This is a genomic window from Prolixibacter sp. NT017 (assembly GCF_009617875.1).
GTDB lineage: Bacteria > Bacteroidota > Bacteroidia > Bacteroidales > Prolixibacteraceae > Prolixibacter.
This window is the reverse complement of sequence record NZ_BLAV01000001.1, coordinates 4,332,640-4,349,493: the sequence shown is the minus strand read 5'-3', so window position 1 is coordinate 4,349,493 and position 16,854 is coordinate 4,332,640. Positions and strand designations below refer to the sequence as shown.

The following is a 16,854-nucleotide window of genomic DNA, read 5'->3' as shown; positions in this document are numbered from 1 at the left end:
AAAAATATTAAACAAAAATATTTATCTTGGTGTTTTATTTCAGACAAAACCAACAAAATGAAGAAAATACTATTCCTGATTGTAACCTTACTTATTTCGTGGCCCGTGTTCAGCCAGCAGGAGAATAACGGCGTGGTGAAGGGGCGCGTTTTCAATGCCAGCAATAACCAGCCGGTTCCCTTTGCCAATGTGGTGGTATTTGGCACCAATACCGGAACGACTGCCGACATCAACGGAAACTTTAAGCTAACCGGATTGACGCCGGGCTTTATCAAGTTGCAGGTTTCATCAGTCGGTTTTCAGATAAATATCACTGAATCCTTCCGGGTGACCAACGCCAGCGAAGCGGAGATCAATATTCCGATGGAGGAATCGACGGTCAATCTGGATGCTGTAACCGTTAAACCTTCTCAATTCCGGAGACGGGAAGAGAGTCCGGTTTCGTTGCGGAGCATTGGCATCGATGAAATTGAAAAGAATCCGGGCGGCAACCGCGATATTTCCAAAGTCATCCAGAGTTATCCGGGCGTGTCTTCCACTCCTGCTTTTCGCAATGATGTGATTGTCCGGGGTGGTGGTCCTTCCGAGAATCGTTTCTTTCTGGATGACGTGGAAATCCCGAACCTAAACCACTTTGCCACGCAAGGTGCTTCGGGAGGCCCCGTCGGGATCATCAATGTCGATTTTATTCGTGAAGTGGATTTCTATTCCGGCGCTTTTCCGGCTGACCGGGGAAATGCCTTGAGTTCGGTGCTTGAATTCAAACAGAAAGACGGCAACAGTGATAAGATGAAATACCGGGCCACATTGGGAGCTTCCGATTTGGCTCTAACGCTCGACGGGCCTTTGTCAAAAAACACGACGGCGATTTTCTCGGCCAGGCGTTCGTACCTCCAGTTTCTTTTTAGTGCGTTGGGGCTTCCTTTTTTGCCCACCTACAACGATTTCCAGTTTAAGGTTCGCACCAAAATCGACGACAAAAACGAGGTGTACTTCACAGGAATTGGCGCCCTCGACCAGTTCAAACTGAATACCGATGCCAACAAAACAGAAGAGCAGCGCTATATTTTGGGGTACTTGCCGGTGAATAAGCAGTGGAGCTATGCGGTAGGTGCCGTTTATAAACACTACCGTGAAAAGGGCTATGATACCTGGGTCGTCAGTCAAAACCGACTCAATAACATTCAGTACAAGTACCAGAATAATGTGGAAAAACCGGAGAACCTGTTGCTCGATTACGATTCGTATGAGCGGGAAACCCGGTTCCGTTTTGAGCACAACTACACATCATCCAATGGGTTTCGGTTGAACTACGGCGCAGGTCTGCAATATGCCGAATATTTTAATCGTACCTACCGAAAGAATTTCATCAACGGTCAATTGGCCGAGCTGAACTACCGGACTGATTTGTCGTTTTGGAAGTATTCTTTCTTTGGACAGGCGAGCCAGCACTTTTTAGACGAAAGGCTGGTATTATCATTGGGATTGCGCGCTGATGCCAACAATTATTCAGCACAAATGAATAACCTGTTACAGCAGCTTTCGCCTCGTTTTTCTGCCAGCTACAACTTTACTCCATCACTTTCAGCGAGCATGAATACCGGTCGTTATTACCAATTGCCATCCTACACCACCATGGGCTACCGCGACAATTCGGGCGCGTTAATCAACCGGGAGAATGGATTGAAGTACATCTCGGTGAATCATTACGTAGCCGGAATAACCTGGCAGCCCCAGCCCGACCGGCAATTCTCGGTAGAAGGCTTTTACAAGGGCTACAACGATTATCCGTTCTCGGTTACCGATTCGGTTTCGCTGGCCAGCAAGGGCGCTGATTACGGTGTTTATGGCGATGAGGAAGTATTGCCCGTCAGTAACGGACGGGCCTACGGTTTCGAAATTCTGGGCCGCGACAAAGATATCCTCGGCTTCAACACGGTGTTTTCTTACACCTATGTTCGAAGCGAATTCCGCGAAGGCGATGGAAAATACATTCCTGCAGCGTGGGACAACCAGCATATTTTCAATATTACGGCGAACAAAAGCCTCAGGAAAAACTGGGATTTCGGATTCAAGTGGCGTTACGTTGGCGGCGCGCCTTACACTCCGTGGGACATGGAAACTTCATCGCTTCGTAGTGCATGGAATGCCCGAGGAAGAGGTTACCTCGATTATAGCCGCTATAACCAGCTCCGGCTGAAAGCTTTTCATCAACTCGATTTCCGGGTAGATAAATCGTATTATTTCAAGAAATGGTCGCTGATGCTGTATGTGGATGTGCAAAATGCTTACAACTTCAAAGCCGATCAACCGGCTGACCTGATTCTGGTGGAAGATGCCAACGGGAATCCGGTCATCGACCCGAATGATCCAAGTCGTTATGAGTTGAAAACCATCAGCCCGGAAAGTGGGACTGTACTTCCCACCATCGGTGTGATGATTGAGTTTTAAGCAAAAAAATGGCGACCCCCGAAGGCATCGCCACTTTTGAACATTGTATGGACTTGAAAAACATTTACTTTCCTAAGCGCTCCTGAATAAGCACCGGGATTTCGGCTGGCTTACGGGCAACCGGAACTCCGGCTTCCTCGAACGCTTTAATTTTTTCAGCAGCAGTACCGCTTCCGCTGGAAATAATAGCTCCGGCGTGTCCCATGCGTTTTCCGGGAGGTGCGGTTTGTCCGGCGATAAAGGCAACAACCGGTTTGGTCACCTTTTCTTTGATGTATTGGGCTGCACGCTCTTCGGCATCACCACCAATTTCACCAATTAGCACAATGGCTTCGGTTTGCGGGTCGTTCTGGAACATTTCCAGCAACTCTTCATAATAGAGTCCGGCAACCGGGTCACCACCAATTCCCACGCAGGTACTTTGTCCGAGACCGTTCGTGGTCAACTGGTTCACCATTTCGTAAGTCAGTGTACCACTACGGCTCATCAAACCTACATTTCCTTGCTTGAAGATGCTTCCCGGAAGGATACCAACCAGCGCTTCACCGGGAGTAACCAGTCCCGGACAGTTGGGACCAATCAGTTTGGTGCCGTTCTTTTTCAGGTAGGGCATTAGTTTCACCATATCCAGTGTGGGAAGACCTTCAGTGATGGTAATCACGAGCTCTACACCCGCTTCAGATGCTTCGTAAACGGCATCGGCGGCAAATTTCGGGGGTACGAAGATAATGGATGCATTGGCCTTGGTTGCTGCTACGGCGTCTTTAACCGTATTGAAAACCGGAATATCGCCGACTTTTTGTCCGGCTTTACCCGGTGAAACCCCGCCAACGACATTGGTTCCGTATTCTTTCATTTTCTGTGCGTGAAAACTACCGTCACGACCGGTAATTCCCTGTACAATGAGGCGGGTATCTGAGTTGATTAGAATGCTCATTTGATTTGAATTAAAAATTGAAACAAAGGGTAAATCAGTTAATTAATTTCAGAAAACGTGAATTAAACAGTTTGGCTGGCCATTTCGATGGCTTTTTCAGCAGCTTCGCCCATGGAAGCAACCGTTACCAGGTTGGTTTTCTTCAAAATCTCCAAACCTTCAGCGGCATTGGTACCTGACAGGCGAACCACAATCGGGATGTTGATATTCATCTGATCCAGTGCGCTGATGATGCCTTTGGCTACATCATCACAACGGGTGATACCACCGAAGATATTAATCATCACGGCTTTCACGTTTTTGTCGGCTAGCAGAAGGTTCATGGCGTCAATCACCTTCTGCGGGTTCGAGCTACCACCAATATCAAGGAAGTTAGCGGGTTCACCACCGTAAATCTTGATAATGTCCATGGTTGCCATGGCCAATCCGGCGCCGTTCACCATACAACCAATGTTACCATCGAGTTTGATGAAACTTAATCCTTTTTCCTTTGCTTCGATTTCTGTCTTCTCGTCTTCGGTAGGCTCACGCATTTCCAGAATTTCCGCTTGACGGAACAGGGCGTTGTCATCGAAGTTCATCTTACCGTCGAGTGCCATCAGGCTACCGTCAGCAGTAATCACCAGCGGATTGATTTCGGCCAGTGAAGCATCGGTATCCATGAACACACGATAGAGTTTTTCGAACAAATCGGCCCCCTGGCGAACCAGCTTGATGTCGTCGAAAAGTTTAAAAGCAATCTGCCGTGCCTGGAAAGGCATCAAACCGATTTCGGCATCGATAACGAATTTGTGAATGGCATCGGGGTTGTCCTTGGCAACCTCTTCAATTTCGACACCACCTTCAGCGCTGGCCATAAACACAACCGACTTGGTGTTCCGGTCGATGGTCAGACCTACGTAAAATTCGTCGGTAAACGAAATGGCTTTGGCGGTCAATACTTTCTCGACAGTGTAACCTTTAATGTCCATGCCGAGGATCTGATTGGCTGCATCGACCAGTTCTTCTTTGGTTTTAGCGAGTTTTACACCTCCGGCTTTACCGCGTCCTCCGGCGAGAACCTGGGCTTTTACCACAACGGGCAATCCCAGTTTGTCAGCGGCTTTTTCCACGTCTTCAACTGAGTGACAGAGAATCTCATCCGAGACCGGGATCTCATAATCGGCAAATATCTGCTTTGCCTGGTATTCGTGAATTTTCATTTAATGCTGGTTGTTAGAGTTTTTAACTAACTATTTGAATAAAATTTTTACAGTCGTTCAATGAGCTAACAGGGTGTTTTTATGTAAAATTTCCCTGATAAATAAGCCTCTAAAGTATTGAAAAATATGAATAAATAAATATGTTGTATATCACATGAAAGAGGTTCGAAAAAGCATGCATTGTGCTCTTAAATGAAATCCGCTAACTTTAGAGGGTTTTCCATCATTAACAAAAGAATAGGTGATTGGTTTTACCTATCGCGAATTCATTTATCCATTGTAAATATTTGCTTATGCGTTCACATGAAATTGATTATCGTATTGTTGGCGGAGACCTTCAGTTTGTGGAGGTGGAACTCGATCCGGGAGAGACCGTAATTGCGGAAGCCGGAGCGATGATGTACATGGAAGATTCGGTGAGTTTTGAAACCCGAATGGGGGATGGTTCCGAAGCCAACCAGAGTATATTGGGAAAATTATTATCAGCCGGAGGTCGGTTGCTTACCGGCGAGTCACTTTTTCTGACCCATTTTACCCACCGGGGATTGGGAAAAGGACACGTGGCTTTTGCGGCACCTTATCCGGGAACAATTCTTCCGATTGACCTGCCCAACCACGGAGGTTCTATTTTGGCTCAGAAAGACGCCTTTTTGTGTGCCGCCTACGGGACAAAAGTGGGAGTGGCGTTGAACAGAAAGCTGGGCGCCGGATTTTTTGGTGGCGAAGGTTTTATTCTTCAGCGTTTCGACGGTGATGGTAAAGTATTTGTTCATGCCGGTGGAACAGTTGTGGAGCGGCAACTGAACAACGAAACATTGCGGGTAGACACCGGTTGTATTGTCGCATTTGAGCCATCCATCGATTTCTCAATTGAATCGGCAGGAGGCTTGCGTTCTATGATTTTTGGCGGTGAAGGAATTTTTCTGGCAACTTTACGGGGAACAGGAAAAGTATGGCTGCAGTCGATGCCGGTTAGTAAACTGATTAAGGCCTTGGCCCCGGCAGGTAAAAATCAGGGAAAAGGCGATAGCTCCATTCTGGACAATCTGTTCGAGCGTTAAAATATTAGACAAAGCCCCGGAATGTATGAAACTACCGGGGCTTTTTATGATCTGTCAAAATATTTGCTCTATTCAACGTTTAACTCGGCATCCTTGCTGAACCAGGTGCCGTCGAGGTTGATTCCTTCCACATGTACGTTGTAAGTCGACTTAAGCTTACTGGTTTTGAAGTTGAGAACAGTCTCTCCATTGTCTCTGATAAAAACGACTGGAGCCCACAGCAATGTCGATTGTAAATTATACTTGGCTTTCCCAAAAGGTTGAGGTGAAAAATTTCTTGACACCCGCAAACCTTTCTCGTATGCCGGACCCATTTCTTTTTGAGGTTTGATGCGTTCCCCCTTTTTCGTGGTAATTTCAATAACACCGACCGAATTTAGCCCGGTGTACTTAGCCACATCAGAAAGTTTGGTTGACACGTTGATATCTTCCACGGTCAGCGGCGGAATTGCACTCAGTGTCGATGCGGAGGTTCCCAATTGCTGTCCGTCAACCACGATTAACGCACCGCCCTGGTTCATCAAACTGTTGTGAGAACCTTTGAAAACAATTCGTTCCCCCATCAAATCAAAGGGTTTTATCATGTTGATGATATCGAGCAGGTTGGTTGATTGATCGAGGTATGCTTTCCAGAAATCATCTTTTCTTTTGTTGGGTTCGATTACCTTATCAGGAACAGACGCGAACAGGTCGGGATTGTTCTCAAAATACGATGCCTGGAGGAGTCCCATTTCCGATTTCCACGGATCGGCTACCGGTTTGCTGTTGATGTAGTCAACCACTTTTTCCGCAAAGCTTTTGTCCAGTTTGACCGTGAGATCTTTCTTGCCGGAATCGTCGGTAGCGGTAATGGTCAGGTTGCCGGGGTTCGAAAGGAGCGGCGAATCGATGGAAAAGTGCCCATTCTCGTCGCTGGTGGTGTTGAACATCTGCATACTGGAGTTAACGATGTTGATTTTTGCATTGGCTACGGGCTCATCCTTCCGGTTGAAAACCATTCCGGAAAGGCCGATATTCAATTGCTCAGATGCCTCAGTGGTTGAGTCTTTATAAGTGCGGACTTCATCCCAGTTAAAATTCTGCAGATGGTTGGCCATCAAGTAGAATTTAAACGATGTAGCGTTTTTCTGCGCTTCCGGGTTTGAGAGAGGAATGGGCAGGGAAGTGCCGCAGTTCAATTGGGCGATTCCACGGGCTTCCGGAATATCTGCCCGTGCATCTGTTACCGACACGGCCACTTCTCCTTTTACCGGTTTTCCGTTCTCGTCGGTTAGTTTTATATGGATTTTTCCAGCCTGGTCAGTGCCCAGCGATTCTGGGAATTGCATTTCTACAGCGACCGATTTTTCTTTGTTGATATTGATAAGGCTCTGTGTCCGGAGCTTTCCCATATCGTCGAAAACGGAGAAGAGGGTAACGCCCTGACGAAAACTGCTCAGGCTAACCGGGATTTTACCGGCTGACCCGATTTGGAACTCCGAAGCCCAGACTACTTCACCACGGTTGACAGCCAGCATGGAGTATTTATTTTTTTCACTGCCGGCCGGTCTTTTTAACGTGATCCAAAGCGTATCGGCATTACTCTGGTTGGAGTTAATGGAAACAGCCTGTGCATCGGGTTTTGGCAGCGGAAATTCCTGGCCTTTACCGGGCTCACTGGTGATGACCAGCTTCAACTGGCTGTCATTTTGCGATGCCAGACTAAAAATTCCTAAACCGGGAGCAATGGTTCCTGCTTTGGCCAGCAGTTTGCCGTTGTGATCCACTACATCACCATTGACTACAATTGGATTGCCGAATGCATCGGAAGCACGGAATGCCACCATTTGGGCTGTTGCCGGTACCAGGTTTCCTCCTTCCGGGAAAAAGTGAATGGTCAGCGGTTCATTGGCGAGCGGCACATGGTTGCTGAAATGATAGTCTTCTTTATTTTCATTGAAATTGACATCCAGCATTAAAGGGTTTTTCAACTGCTTTCCCGGAGCATTGAACGTGATGAAAGCACTGCCGTTCTTTTCGGTTTTTACTTTCCCCGAAGCAAAAGTGTTGTCGCCCGATTGTACCGTGTATTTTACCCGCACATTCGATTCCGGTTTCCGGCTTAGGTCCGAAACATAGAGTTTGGCTGTCACTGTTTCGCCTGCCTGATAATTTGGTTTGTCGAACACCATGTTGTAGTGCAGGTTGTGCTGTTCGGGGCTTTTAATGATAATGCGTTTGTAAAAAACCTGGTTCACGGGCCTGAAGGTCATTTCCGGAGTGTAGGCAATCAGGTAATAATTGCCCTGCTTCACAGATTCCGGAATCTTGAAATCTCCATTCGTAATTCCGTTTTGAAGCTTGAACCGGTCGCTTTTGATTTCATCACCGTTGTCGCTGACCAACCTGACATCCAGTTCCAGGCTTTTTAGTGATGGAAGGTGCGTGAGCACATCGGTTACATAGCCTTTGAACCAAAGACTTTCACCGGGACGGTAAAGTGACTTGTCGGTTGAAACATACACTTCCTGATTCACAGTTTGCAAGCGGTAATTATTTAATTGATTGGTCAGTTGATCAATCAGATGAGGCTTTTCCGTATCCTGGGCGTGCAGCCATCCGGCGAACAGGAAAATCCCCGAAAGAACAAGGCGGACAATTGATTTCATAGCGATGGTGTTATTATTGATTTTTATTTTCAGTAGAATCGACATTTTGTTTTAACGCATTACGCAGATCTTCATCCGGTTTTATCACGTTGTAGTTTTCCCAGAATTGCGGATCATAGTCACCGATAAAGTCGGTGAAAATGTCGTTCGACCGGAAAATTCCTGAGGGACCAAATCTGGCCCTTCGCGGGAACCGGTATTGCTGGGTCACCACCATGTCGGAAACACTCCGGAAAATAGAGCGCTGATGGTTTTCCTTATTGCGTACCCGAAATTGAACATCGGTACGCGCCATATAGAAACTCCACTTTCCGTTTAATTCCCGGTAGGTAATTTTATATTCGGCCCTGATGGGCTGAGTTTTAACGTTGTGTGGCTGTTTCTTGATAAACGATTCGCCCAGAATTTTCAAGCTCTTGTTATCCAGTGAAAAATCGGCCATAATAAGGGCATACGACTCGGCATCGATAAGAAAGTAACCGTTGAAACACGGATAATCCACCCGCTCTTTTCGTGAAAAGCGGATAACCCAGGCCACCCGGCCGTTATATACAATCGGTTGTTCGAATTTGTAGCGGTAAATCTGTTCGTATTGTGGGTCGAGAAAACTTTCGAGGTTTTTCACCACATCGAGTTTGGTGATGTAGTAGGGGCCTCCCTGAATTTTCAGCTTCACGTCTTTATATGAGCGGTTAAATTCACTTTTTCGACCTTTGATAAACCGGACCTTATCGCTTCCAACCCCTCTGTAGGGGCTTTTCAGCATCTCCATCACGGCTTCCCACATTCCCATATATTTGCCGTCTTGTCTGACGGTTTCACGATAGAATGTGGTCATGAGCTGGGGAGTCAGGGTGTAATTGTCGGCAATATGCGATCTGAACCGGGCAATAATTTCTTCCGGTTCAACCGGTTTGACCCTCACTTCGCGCAAGCGGTACGAAACAGGCTTAAGATCGATTTGACTGACGTTTTTCAGGCTATCGGGAGCAATGCGATATTCTACGTAGCCCAGGCAGCCGATAAGGACATCGTGATCGAGCAATCGTTGCGGGATAACCAAATCAAAACGGCCGTCGGAGTTGGTGATGGTGCCAATACTTTGTCCGTCGATAGTGACAGATGCGTAGGGAACAGGTTCATGATTGTCTCGATCGATAATTTGGGCCGAAACACGCAATGGCGCCTTCTCGATGCGTTTGATTATGATTTGATTATCAATAACCTCAATCTGGTAGTCGGCCACCGGAAGCAGCTGACGCAAAACACTCGTCAACGGCTTTTTATCGGCATGGCACGAATAAAGCCCTTGGGGAAGAATCTGAGGGTTGTACGAAAAGTAGAGGTCGTTTTCGAGCACCAATTGGTCGATGATATCTTCGACCGAAGAGCTGTCGATGGAAATTGTGATAGGACGTTGTAGTACGGAAATAGCTTCCTGAGCACGTACTCCGGGCACAAGAAGGCATATCAGCCACAATAGAATTCCATACGTTTTAAACATAGGTTTAGAAAACTTTTTGCAGGCGAAAATCGGCTCTTATCAACTGTCCGTCTCTTTTCACCAGCATTTTTATATTTCGGTTCTCCCGACTCATCAGGAGTTGGTTGATCTCGCTCAACGAAATATCTTTGGCCGCTGTATGGTTGATGTATACTATCACATCGTCGGGCAACAATCCTGCCAAATCGCCGGGAGAGCCCTCCCGGACATTGATGATTTTGTAATACGGCAAGCCCGGCATCGGATTTACAATATCGATTCCGCTCATATTATCATTGAACGGTTTGTGAATATGGCGTCCCGGCTGCAACAGCATCCGCTGATTTTGATAATCGATAACAACCGTAAAACGTCGCAAAATCTCGCTTCCAACACTTCCGTTTCGGTCTTTTCCGATCTTTCCTCCAATGTGGCTGGTATCTGGGAACGAAGCTATCGGTTCGGCAAATTCTATATTGCCAATTCGGATAGCCTGTATCCGGCCTTTCTTCCCGTAGAGGTTACCTGCCATTCCTCGTCCCAGAAACGTTTGGATACTGTTTCCCGGCGGCTGAAGCCGGTTATCAGAAACCGGAGATAACCAAACGGCATCGCTGAATCCTAAGTCGACCATCAGTTTTACCGGAACGATTTCATCATTTTCCATGGTCACAGCGGCTTTCATCAGCGGTTTGGAGGCGTTGAGCTCCAGACTAACCGTTTCCGACTTCTGTAAAGCCCGTTTCATGTTGAATCGCTCCGGTTGATAAAGGTAAATTATCTTTCGGGCATAATCGATTTTTACGACATAATCTTTAAACAGGTTAAATCCGATTACTCCGTGAACGGGTATGCCGATTAACGGTGATATCCTGAAGTCGGGGTTATCTAGCACATGGATGGTTTGGTTATAACCGGTTAGTCCCGGGAATTCGATTTTATTATTGAACGAAGCGTAAGCACTTACTTTTTTCAGTTCGCCGAGTCCGGTCAGTTCCAGCGGTTGCAAAAATTTTAGCTTGAGTTTAATGGAGTCGGGAAATTCGGTAATGGTCGGTACTTTCACGCCTGTATCGAGAATAAAATTCAGGCTTTGCGAACCATTGATCCGCACCGGGACGATGATAAGATTACTGGCGTCGACGAACGGGATGGCAACGAATTTTCGTTCAGGGCGGTTGAAGACAAACGATCGGTGGGATGATTTTCTGGTGGATTCCGTTTGAAACTGACTGTTCATGTCGTTGTTAAACAGATCGTGGACAATGAGATGCCTGTTCGATACCATGAAGTCAAGCCGGTAACGATTCAGTAATTCCTTTAGCACATCTCCCGCCGCCTGGTTCTCACACCTGAAACTAACCAGCTGATTCGCATCTGCATTGGCATTATAGGTTAATTGCAACCCGAGGGTATCACTAACGTGATGAATAATGTCAATGAGCGGTTGCTCCTTTGCCCGGAGCGATATTTTCTGTTGCAGGATAGCTTCCTGTGCTTTTATATGCGGACAGGGAAGTGTAAAAAGGAAAATCAGCATCAGGCTGAAAGCAACAATGACACGTTTTCCTTTTTGCCGTTTCATGTAACGGCCTCCTTTCCTGTGGTTATTTTTTCATGGCAAACACGATACCATCGTTTGTTTTCGATACTTTCAGATTCAGGGTCCGGCCAATCACATCGACGATAAAATCGAGATTCTGTTTTTCAAATTCAGCGGTATATCGCAGCGTATCGATGTGCGCATTGGCACCTTCCACTTTAACGTGGTACGTATTTTCGAGTACGCTGAATACTTCCGAAAGGGGAGTATTCTTAAACCGGATGTCTTTGTTCACCCACGAAAGGTAATTGGGAGCCACACCCAGTTGACTGGAGGTAGAGCCATCGCTTAAATTCACCCATCCGCGCTGGCCAGCCGGAAGGATCTCTTCGGCTTGCTTGCCTTTTTTGCGGGTCGAAACCAACCGAACGGTACCGGTACGCACATTCACTTCCACTTTCTCCTTGCCGGGATAAGCCGACACATTGAACGAAGTTCCCAGCACTTCAATTTGCGCTCCTTCGGTTTCGATGATAAACGGGTGCAGTGCATCGTGGTGAACATCGAAAAAGGCTTCACCAACCAGTTTTACGGTTCTTTTTTTACCGGTAAAACTTTCCGGATACTCAATGCGGGAATTGGCATTCAGGCTCACAACAGTTCCATCGGGCAAGGTCACTTCTTTGATGGATGCCGGTTGCAACACAGTTTGCTGAACAACCCATTGCGATGTGACGGGCTGCTCAGGCCGGGTAAGCCAATAACCGGTAACGCCAAGTGCGACAAGTACCAGTATGGTAGCCGCATATTGCATCACACGTCGGAATAGGCGACGTGTTGGTTGTCCTGCCGGTTGAGTACTTTTATTCAGTTGTTTATTTAATTGATCCCAGGCCTTTTCCGGGTCAGCAGCCGAATGGCTGAAAACCGTACCACTTAGCTCCCAGGCTTCTCTCATCTCTCTCATCTCAGAGGTTTCCTCTCCCGAAAACGTCTCCGCATCTCTTTCGCCGTTCAGGAAAGCAGCCCATTCTTCCGGCGTCAGTTTCGATATGTTCTTCTGGCTTTTCATAATCTGTATGGAAGACAGTTAATCAGCTTTTTACCCTTAACGGAAATGGAACGATATGGTAATTTTTCTTTTGTTTTATTGATCCCTGTTCCCAGGAAGAAGAGCACGAGGTGACGGTAATCTTTCAACAGCGTTCGTAATTGTTTTAAGGCCAGTGTCATTTGTGTCTCGACGGTTTTCACCGAAATATTTAATTGCTCGGCAATTTCCCGGTACTTCAAACCTTCTTCACGTGCCAGTCGAAAAATTTCCTGTCGTTTTTCCGGCAAAGCCGAAACAGCCGCATCGATTTTCTCTCTCAAACCTACCTCCACATAAAAATCGCTGTAGTCGTGGCGGTCTGATTCCCGTTCGATGACCATGCTGGCATAGCCCGACATAATTTTCCGGTGCTCGAGATAGTTGAGGCTGAGATTTCGGACAGCCCGAAACAAATAACTGCGAAGGGAAGAGGTAATCATCAGTTCCTTTCGCTTTTGCCAGAATTTGAGAAAGACATCCTGTACGACACTTTCCGACGGCTCCATTTCGCCCAGAAACCGGAAAGCATAAGCTACCATTGGGCGATAACACTCATGAAAGAGCGCTTCAAAAGCTTGTTTATCGCCTTCGCGGATAGCCAGAAGTCTTCTGTTGTCCTCGTCTTGTATCATTTGAGATTTTTGCATCGCCCCATCAATATAATAGTATAATGACAGTTCATCATCAAAAGACCCTTATGTTAAGAGGCATAATTTTTAATTGATGCTTTAATTTAATGAAAAAGAGGTACAATCAATGAGCAATGATGAAATTATTGGAAAGGAGATGGTGTCCAGGTTATGACGAGTTAGAGGTACAGGAACTTTCCTGCAAATTTTTATCTTTGAAGCTTTTCGAGAAATATACCGAACTACTAATTTGACATTTGATATGACGGAGAGAGAAAGTACCTGGCGTTTTTCGCGCGCATTTTGGGTGGCCAATACCGTTGAACTGCTCGAGCGGGCGGCCTACTACGGAGTTTTCATTGTTATTACTCTTTACCTTTCAAGAATATTAGGCTTTTCAGATGTGCAGGCCGGATTCATTTCGGGAACCTTTTCTGCCTTACTCTACTTTTTGCCCACTTTCAGTGGGGCAATTGCCGATAAAATTGGATTTCGCAGCGGTTTGTTACTGGCTTTCGGTTTGCTTTCCATCGGTTATTTGGGATTAGCGGTTTTGCCAACTACGCTTCAGTCGGCCGGACTGGTGCATTACGGACACCTGACCGAGTTCAATGGTTTACGCGAAAGTGCAGCCAAGTGGGGCATTCTGCCAGTGATGGCACTCATCATCATTGGAGGTTCCTTCATCAAATCGGTGATTTCCGGAACTGTTTCCAAAGAAACTACCGAACAGAACCGAGCCCGCGGCTTCTCGATATTTTATGCTATGGTGAATATTGGCGCCTTTTCGGGAAAAACCATCGTGAAACCTTTACGGGAAGCGTTGGGAAACGAAGGTCTGATTACCCTGAATTACTTCTCGGCCGGAGCAACCTTGCTCGGATTTATCGTTGTTTTCTTCCTGTTCAAATCTTCGCATCACGAAGGGCAGGGAAAATCGTTGAAAGAAATCTGGCAGGCACTTATCCGCGTGGTTTCCAACGTGCGGCTGATTGTTTTGATTCTGATCATCACCGGATTTTGGATGGTGCAGCACCAGTTGTATGCTACCATGCCGAAATACGTGTTGCGTATGGCCGGCGAAGGAGCTTCCCCGTCGTGGTACGCCAACGTTAATCCATTGGTTGTGGTGTTGACGGTCGGTTTGGTTACACAGCTGATGCGCAAAAAGAAGGCGGTTACTTCCATGACGGTGGGCATGTTCATCATGCCGTTTTCCGCATTAGCGATGGCTTCCGGCAACATGATTGCGCAAGAACCGATTCTGGGCATGCACCCGGTAGCCTTCATGATGGTGGTGGGAATTGTTTTTCAGGGAGTCGCCGAATCGTTCATTTCACCCCGTTTCCTCGAATACTTTTCGTTGCAGGCGCCAAGAGGTGAGGAGGGACTTTATCTTGGATTCAGTCACCTTCATTCGTTCATTTCATCGCTGGTTGGCTTTGGCTTGTCAGGCTACCTGCTTGGAAAATATTGTCCCGATCCGCTGACTTTAACAGATGCCGAAAAGCTTCACGCATACGATCATGCGCACTACATCTGGTTTGTTTTTGTGGGCATTGCGATTGTCTCGGCTATCTCGCTGGTGATTTACGGAAAAGTGACGGCAGCCATTGATGCCCGCCAAGTAAAGGAAATCTAAGTTTTTTCCGTGAAAAATATTTTTCGAAAGTGAATTTTTGATCTATATTTGTGCCGCGCCGGAAAAAACCGGTTGTCTACCCGCCCGGATGGCGGAATTGGTAGACGCGCTGGATTCAAAATCCAGTTCTGGCAACAGAGTGTGGGTTCGATTCCCACTCCGGGTACTGAAGCCTTCTTCCGAAAAGGGAGAAGGCTTTTTTGTATCTTACGTTTTGCCTTTAATCCTCCCAGCCATCTCTTGCTCTTTGGGTGTCAAAATAGTTATTAGAGAGAGAAGTGGTAAAAATCCGATTTCTTAATGAGTATATGAATTGGTTATATTTCAGCCCCCAGCCATCTCCGAATTTTTCTTGAGACAGCTCTTGAATTCTTAATACAATTGATCAGTGATTCATATTCATGGTCCAACAACTCCCCAACTATTTCATAATCGACACCATCAACAACATACATACTATCAAAATTAGTCTTATCAAATTGATCTACCTGGTATCCATAAACAAAGGTTTCGACTGGGAAAGCGAAATCGTTCTTTGTAATAATTTGCCTTGGCTGGAAACAGTAACAATTTACCTGATAATGAGGCTCATCAATACATCCATGTTTTTTAGAAACCATCCTCGGAATATGATCTTGGCTGGTAGGAAGAGATGCAATTAAGATGTTGTCCCCGATAGTCTGAAGTACAATGAAGTATTTGTTTTTAGGAGCATGTCCATTTGGAAAGACAAATGGCTTAAAATAGAGAATATTCCCGGGAGTATACATGTAAGAATTTCAACGATTGATTGCTCCCACTAATTGTTTAAAATATATCTGTTCTTTATATGTTTCAGCACCAGATTCATCTAAGATGCGAGTAAAATCAATTTTTTCATCTGATGAATTGGTTTGACCAGACTTAAACGATTCTAATAAGTCTTTTTCCTTTGCAATTATGTGCCACAAGGAATTTTTCCTGTGAGTATATTCAACAAGAGTTTTTGCTGTCATATTGCCAAACTTCTGACAAATAGTATCGAGAATCTGAATTTCATTGTCACTAAATTCATCATCAGAAAAACTTGTTTTGGGCTTGATATAGGTTGCTTCATCTCTATTTTCTGTTGAGATGAATTCGGAAAATAAAGATGGTTGTTCGTCTGACAGATCAATATAAATGTCTCTTGATACCGGACCAGCTTGCCAAACGTCGAATTCCAAACCGAACATAGGTATATTATAGTCGCGAACAAATGTTTCTTCGGTTAGATACATGAGTTTGAGCAACTTTGTCTTTGATAAATCACTAATTCTTTCAGCAAAGAAAACAATAGCGTTACCAATTTTTGCGATTTCAGTTTTGGAATAAGTTTTCATTTTGATACTAATAAAGTAGTAGTGAAAACAACAACTTGAATTGTAAAAAGTTCTGAACCGAAGGACGTTATATCGGGCAAAAATAGAAAATAATTTTAGCAAATCAAGGCTTATTCTCTGGCTTCAGATTAAAAATACGATAAAAATTTTACAATAGTAACGTTGAATTCTCCAAAATTGATGCCCTTTCTCCACCCATTATGATTTTTTGTTGTGACAAATTAATACCCTTAATTTCGATTTAGTTTCCAAACAATTTTTCTTCCCGGAAGGGAATATGGTGATAGCGAAGAAATTCGATGTACTCTTCGCGGAAGGATTTGTGCAGATGATGTTGCTGGTGATTCTGAATGAAGCGCATGGTGCTTTCCAATTGTGAACGACTGATGGAATAAGCAGCGAATCCCTTTTGCCAGGTAAACCCTTTGCAGTTGTCGAAGTGTTGTCGCAGCCAGGTTTGTGATGCCTCTTTAAGTGGGAGTACAGCTGACTCAATGGAAAGTCTTGCAGGAATGGCTAGTAACAGGTGTACATGATTTTCGGTTCCGCCCAATGTAATCAAGCGAGTTCCCCTCGATTTGGCAATGGCCGAAAGGTATGAAACCAATTGAGAACGTATGTCGGGCAACAGGTAACTTCGCTGTCCCATCGTTCCAAATACCACATGCATCAGGCAACTAATAAATGTATTTTCCACTGAGGTTCAAGTTAGTTCATATTCAAGATACTAAATAATTTCTTTTCGGAGTGTATCCATCCTTTTGGTTCATCCAATTCCTGAGAAAAATGGTTGTGATATTGTTG

13 protein-coding genes and 1 tRNA gene are annotated in these 16,854 nt (G+C 45.6%); 4 read left to right on the top strand and 10 right to left on the bottom strand.

The annotated features are described in order from the left end of the window. The first annotated feature begins 57 nt into the window (after positions 1-57). A complete protein-coding gene (locus GJU87_RS18085) occupies positions 58-2,451 on the top strand; it encodes a TonB-dependent receptor (protein WP_153640757.1) in 2,394 nt (797 codons plus the stop codon). A 64-nt stretch (positions 2,452-2,515) separates the two neighbouring features. Here GJU87_RS18085 and sucD read toward each other — a convergent pair whose 3' ends face one another. Next, positions 2,516-3,388 (bottom strand): succinate--CoA ligase subunit alpha, encoded by an 873-nt coding sequence (gene sucD / locus GJU87_RS18080; RefSeq protein ID WP_153640756.1) that lies wholly within the window; start codon positions 3,386-3,388, stop codon positions 2,516-2,518. Between the two features lie 62 nt (positions 3,389-3,450). Continuing rightward, positions 3,451-4,590, bottom strand: coding sequence for an ADP-forming succinate--CoA ligase subunit beta (gene sucC, locus GJU87_RS18075; RefSeq protein ID WP_153640755.1), 1,140 nt, complete (start codon positions 4,588-4,590; stop codon positions 3,451-3,453). Positions 4,591-4,883: 293 nt separating this feature from the next. On the opposite strand from sucC, the gene GJU87_RS18070 reads away from it, so the two are divergent. Next, entirely contained in the window at positions 4,884-5,651 is a 768-nt protein-coding gene (locus GJU87_RS18070) for a TIGR00266 family protein (protein ID WP_106540935.1), read from the top strand. A 68-nt stretch (positions 5,652-5,719) separates the two neighbouring features. Here GJU87_RS18070 and GJU87_RS18065 read toward each other — a convergent pair whose 3' ends face one another. The 5 genes from GJU87_RS18065 to GJU87_RS18045 are packed head-to-tail and all read right to left on the bottom strand — an operon-like array spanning position 5,720 to position 13,050. After that, positions 5,720-8,299, bottom strand: coding sequence for a carboxypeptidase-like regulatory domain-containing protein (locus GJU87_RS18065; RefSeq protein ID WP_194831575.1), 2,580 nt, complete (start codon positions 8,297-8,299; stop codon positions 5,720-5,722). Between the two features lie 13 nt (positions 8,300-8,312). Then, positions 8,313-9,803: a carboxypeptidase-like regulatory domain-containing protein gene (locus GJU87_RS18060; RefSeq protein ID WP_153640753.1), complete on the bottom strand. Its 1,491-nt coding sequence runs from the start codon at positions 9,801-9,803 to the stop codon at positions 8,313-8,315. A gap of 4 nt (positions 9,804-9,807) precedes the next feature. After that, positions 9,808-11,367 carry a PDZ domain-containing protein gene (locus GJU87_RS18055; protein WP_153640752.1) on the bottom strand — a complete coding sequence of 520 codons (1,560 nt, stop codon included), beginning with the start codon at positions 11,365-11,367 and terminating at the stop codon, positions 9,808-9,810. Between the two features lie 22 nt (positions 11,368-11,389). Next, positions 11,390-12,397, bottom strand: coding sequence for a FecR family protein (locus GJU87_RS18050; protein ID WP_153640751.1), 1,008 nt, complete (start codon positions 12,395-12,397; stop codon positions 11,390-11,392). Then, entirely contained in the window at positions 12,394-13,050 is a 657-nt protein-coding gene (locus GJU87_RS18045; RefSeq protein ID WP_194831574.1) for an RNA polymerase sigma-70 factor, read from the bottom strand. Before GJU87_RS18045 ends, GJU87_RS18050 begins: the two co-directional genes overlap by 4 nt. 259 nt (positions 13,051-13,309) lie before the next feature. On the opposite strand from GJU87_RS18045, the gene GJU87_RS18040 reads away from it, so the two are divergent. After that, positions 13,310-14,689 carry an MFS transporter gene (locus tag GJU87_RS18040; protein ID WP_153640749.1) on the top strand — a complete coding sequence of 460 codons (1,380 nt, stop codon included), beginning with the start codon at positions 13,310-13,312 and terminating at the stop codon, positions 14,687-14,689. An 82-nt stretch (positions 14,690-14,771) separates the two neighbouring features. Further along, positions 14,772-14,855, top strand: a tRNA-Leu gene (locus GJU87_RS18035). Positions 14,856-15,006: 151 nt separating this feature from the next. On the opposite strand, the gene GJU87_RS18030 is transcribed toward GJU87_RS18035, so the two are convergent. The 3 genes from GJU87_RS18030 to GJU87_RS18020 all read right to left on the bottom strand — a co-directional run bounded on the left by GJU87_RS18030 (position 15,007) and on the right by GJU87_RS18020 (position 16,747). Further along, the gene (locus GJU87_RS18030) at positions 15,007-15,459 is read right to left on the bottom strand and encodes a hypothetical protein (RefSeq protein WP_153640748.1); all 453 of its coding nucleotides are present in this window, start codon (positions 15,457-15,459) and stop codon (positions 15,007-15,009) included. A gap of 9 nt (positions 15,460-15,468) precedes the next feature. Beyond that, positions 15,469-16,050 carry a Panacea domain-containing protein gene (locus GJU87_RS18025; protein WP_153640747.1) on the bottom strand — a complete coding sequence of 194 codons (582 nt, stop codon included), beginning with the start codon at positions 16,048-16,050 and terminating at the stop codon, positions 15,469-15,471. Positions 16,051-16,291: 241 nt separating this feature from the next. Beyond that, the gene (locus GJU87_RS18020; RefSeq protein WP_153640746.1) at positions 16,292-16,747 is read right to left on the bottom strand and encodes a transposase; all 456 of its coding nucleotides are present in this window, start codon (positions 16,745-16,747) and stop codon (positions 16,292-16,294) included. Between the last annotated feature and the right edge of the window lie 107 nt (positions 16,748-16,854).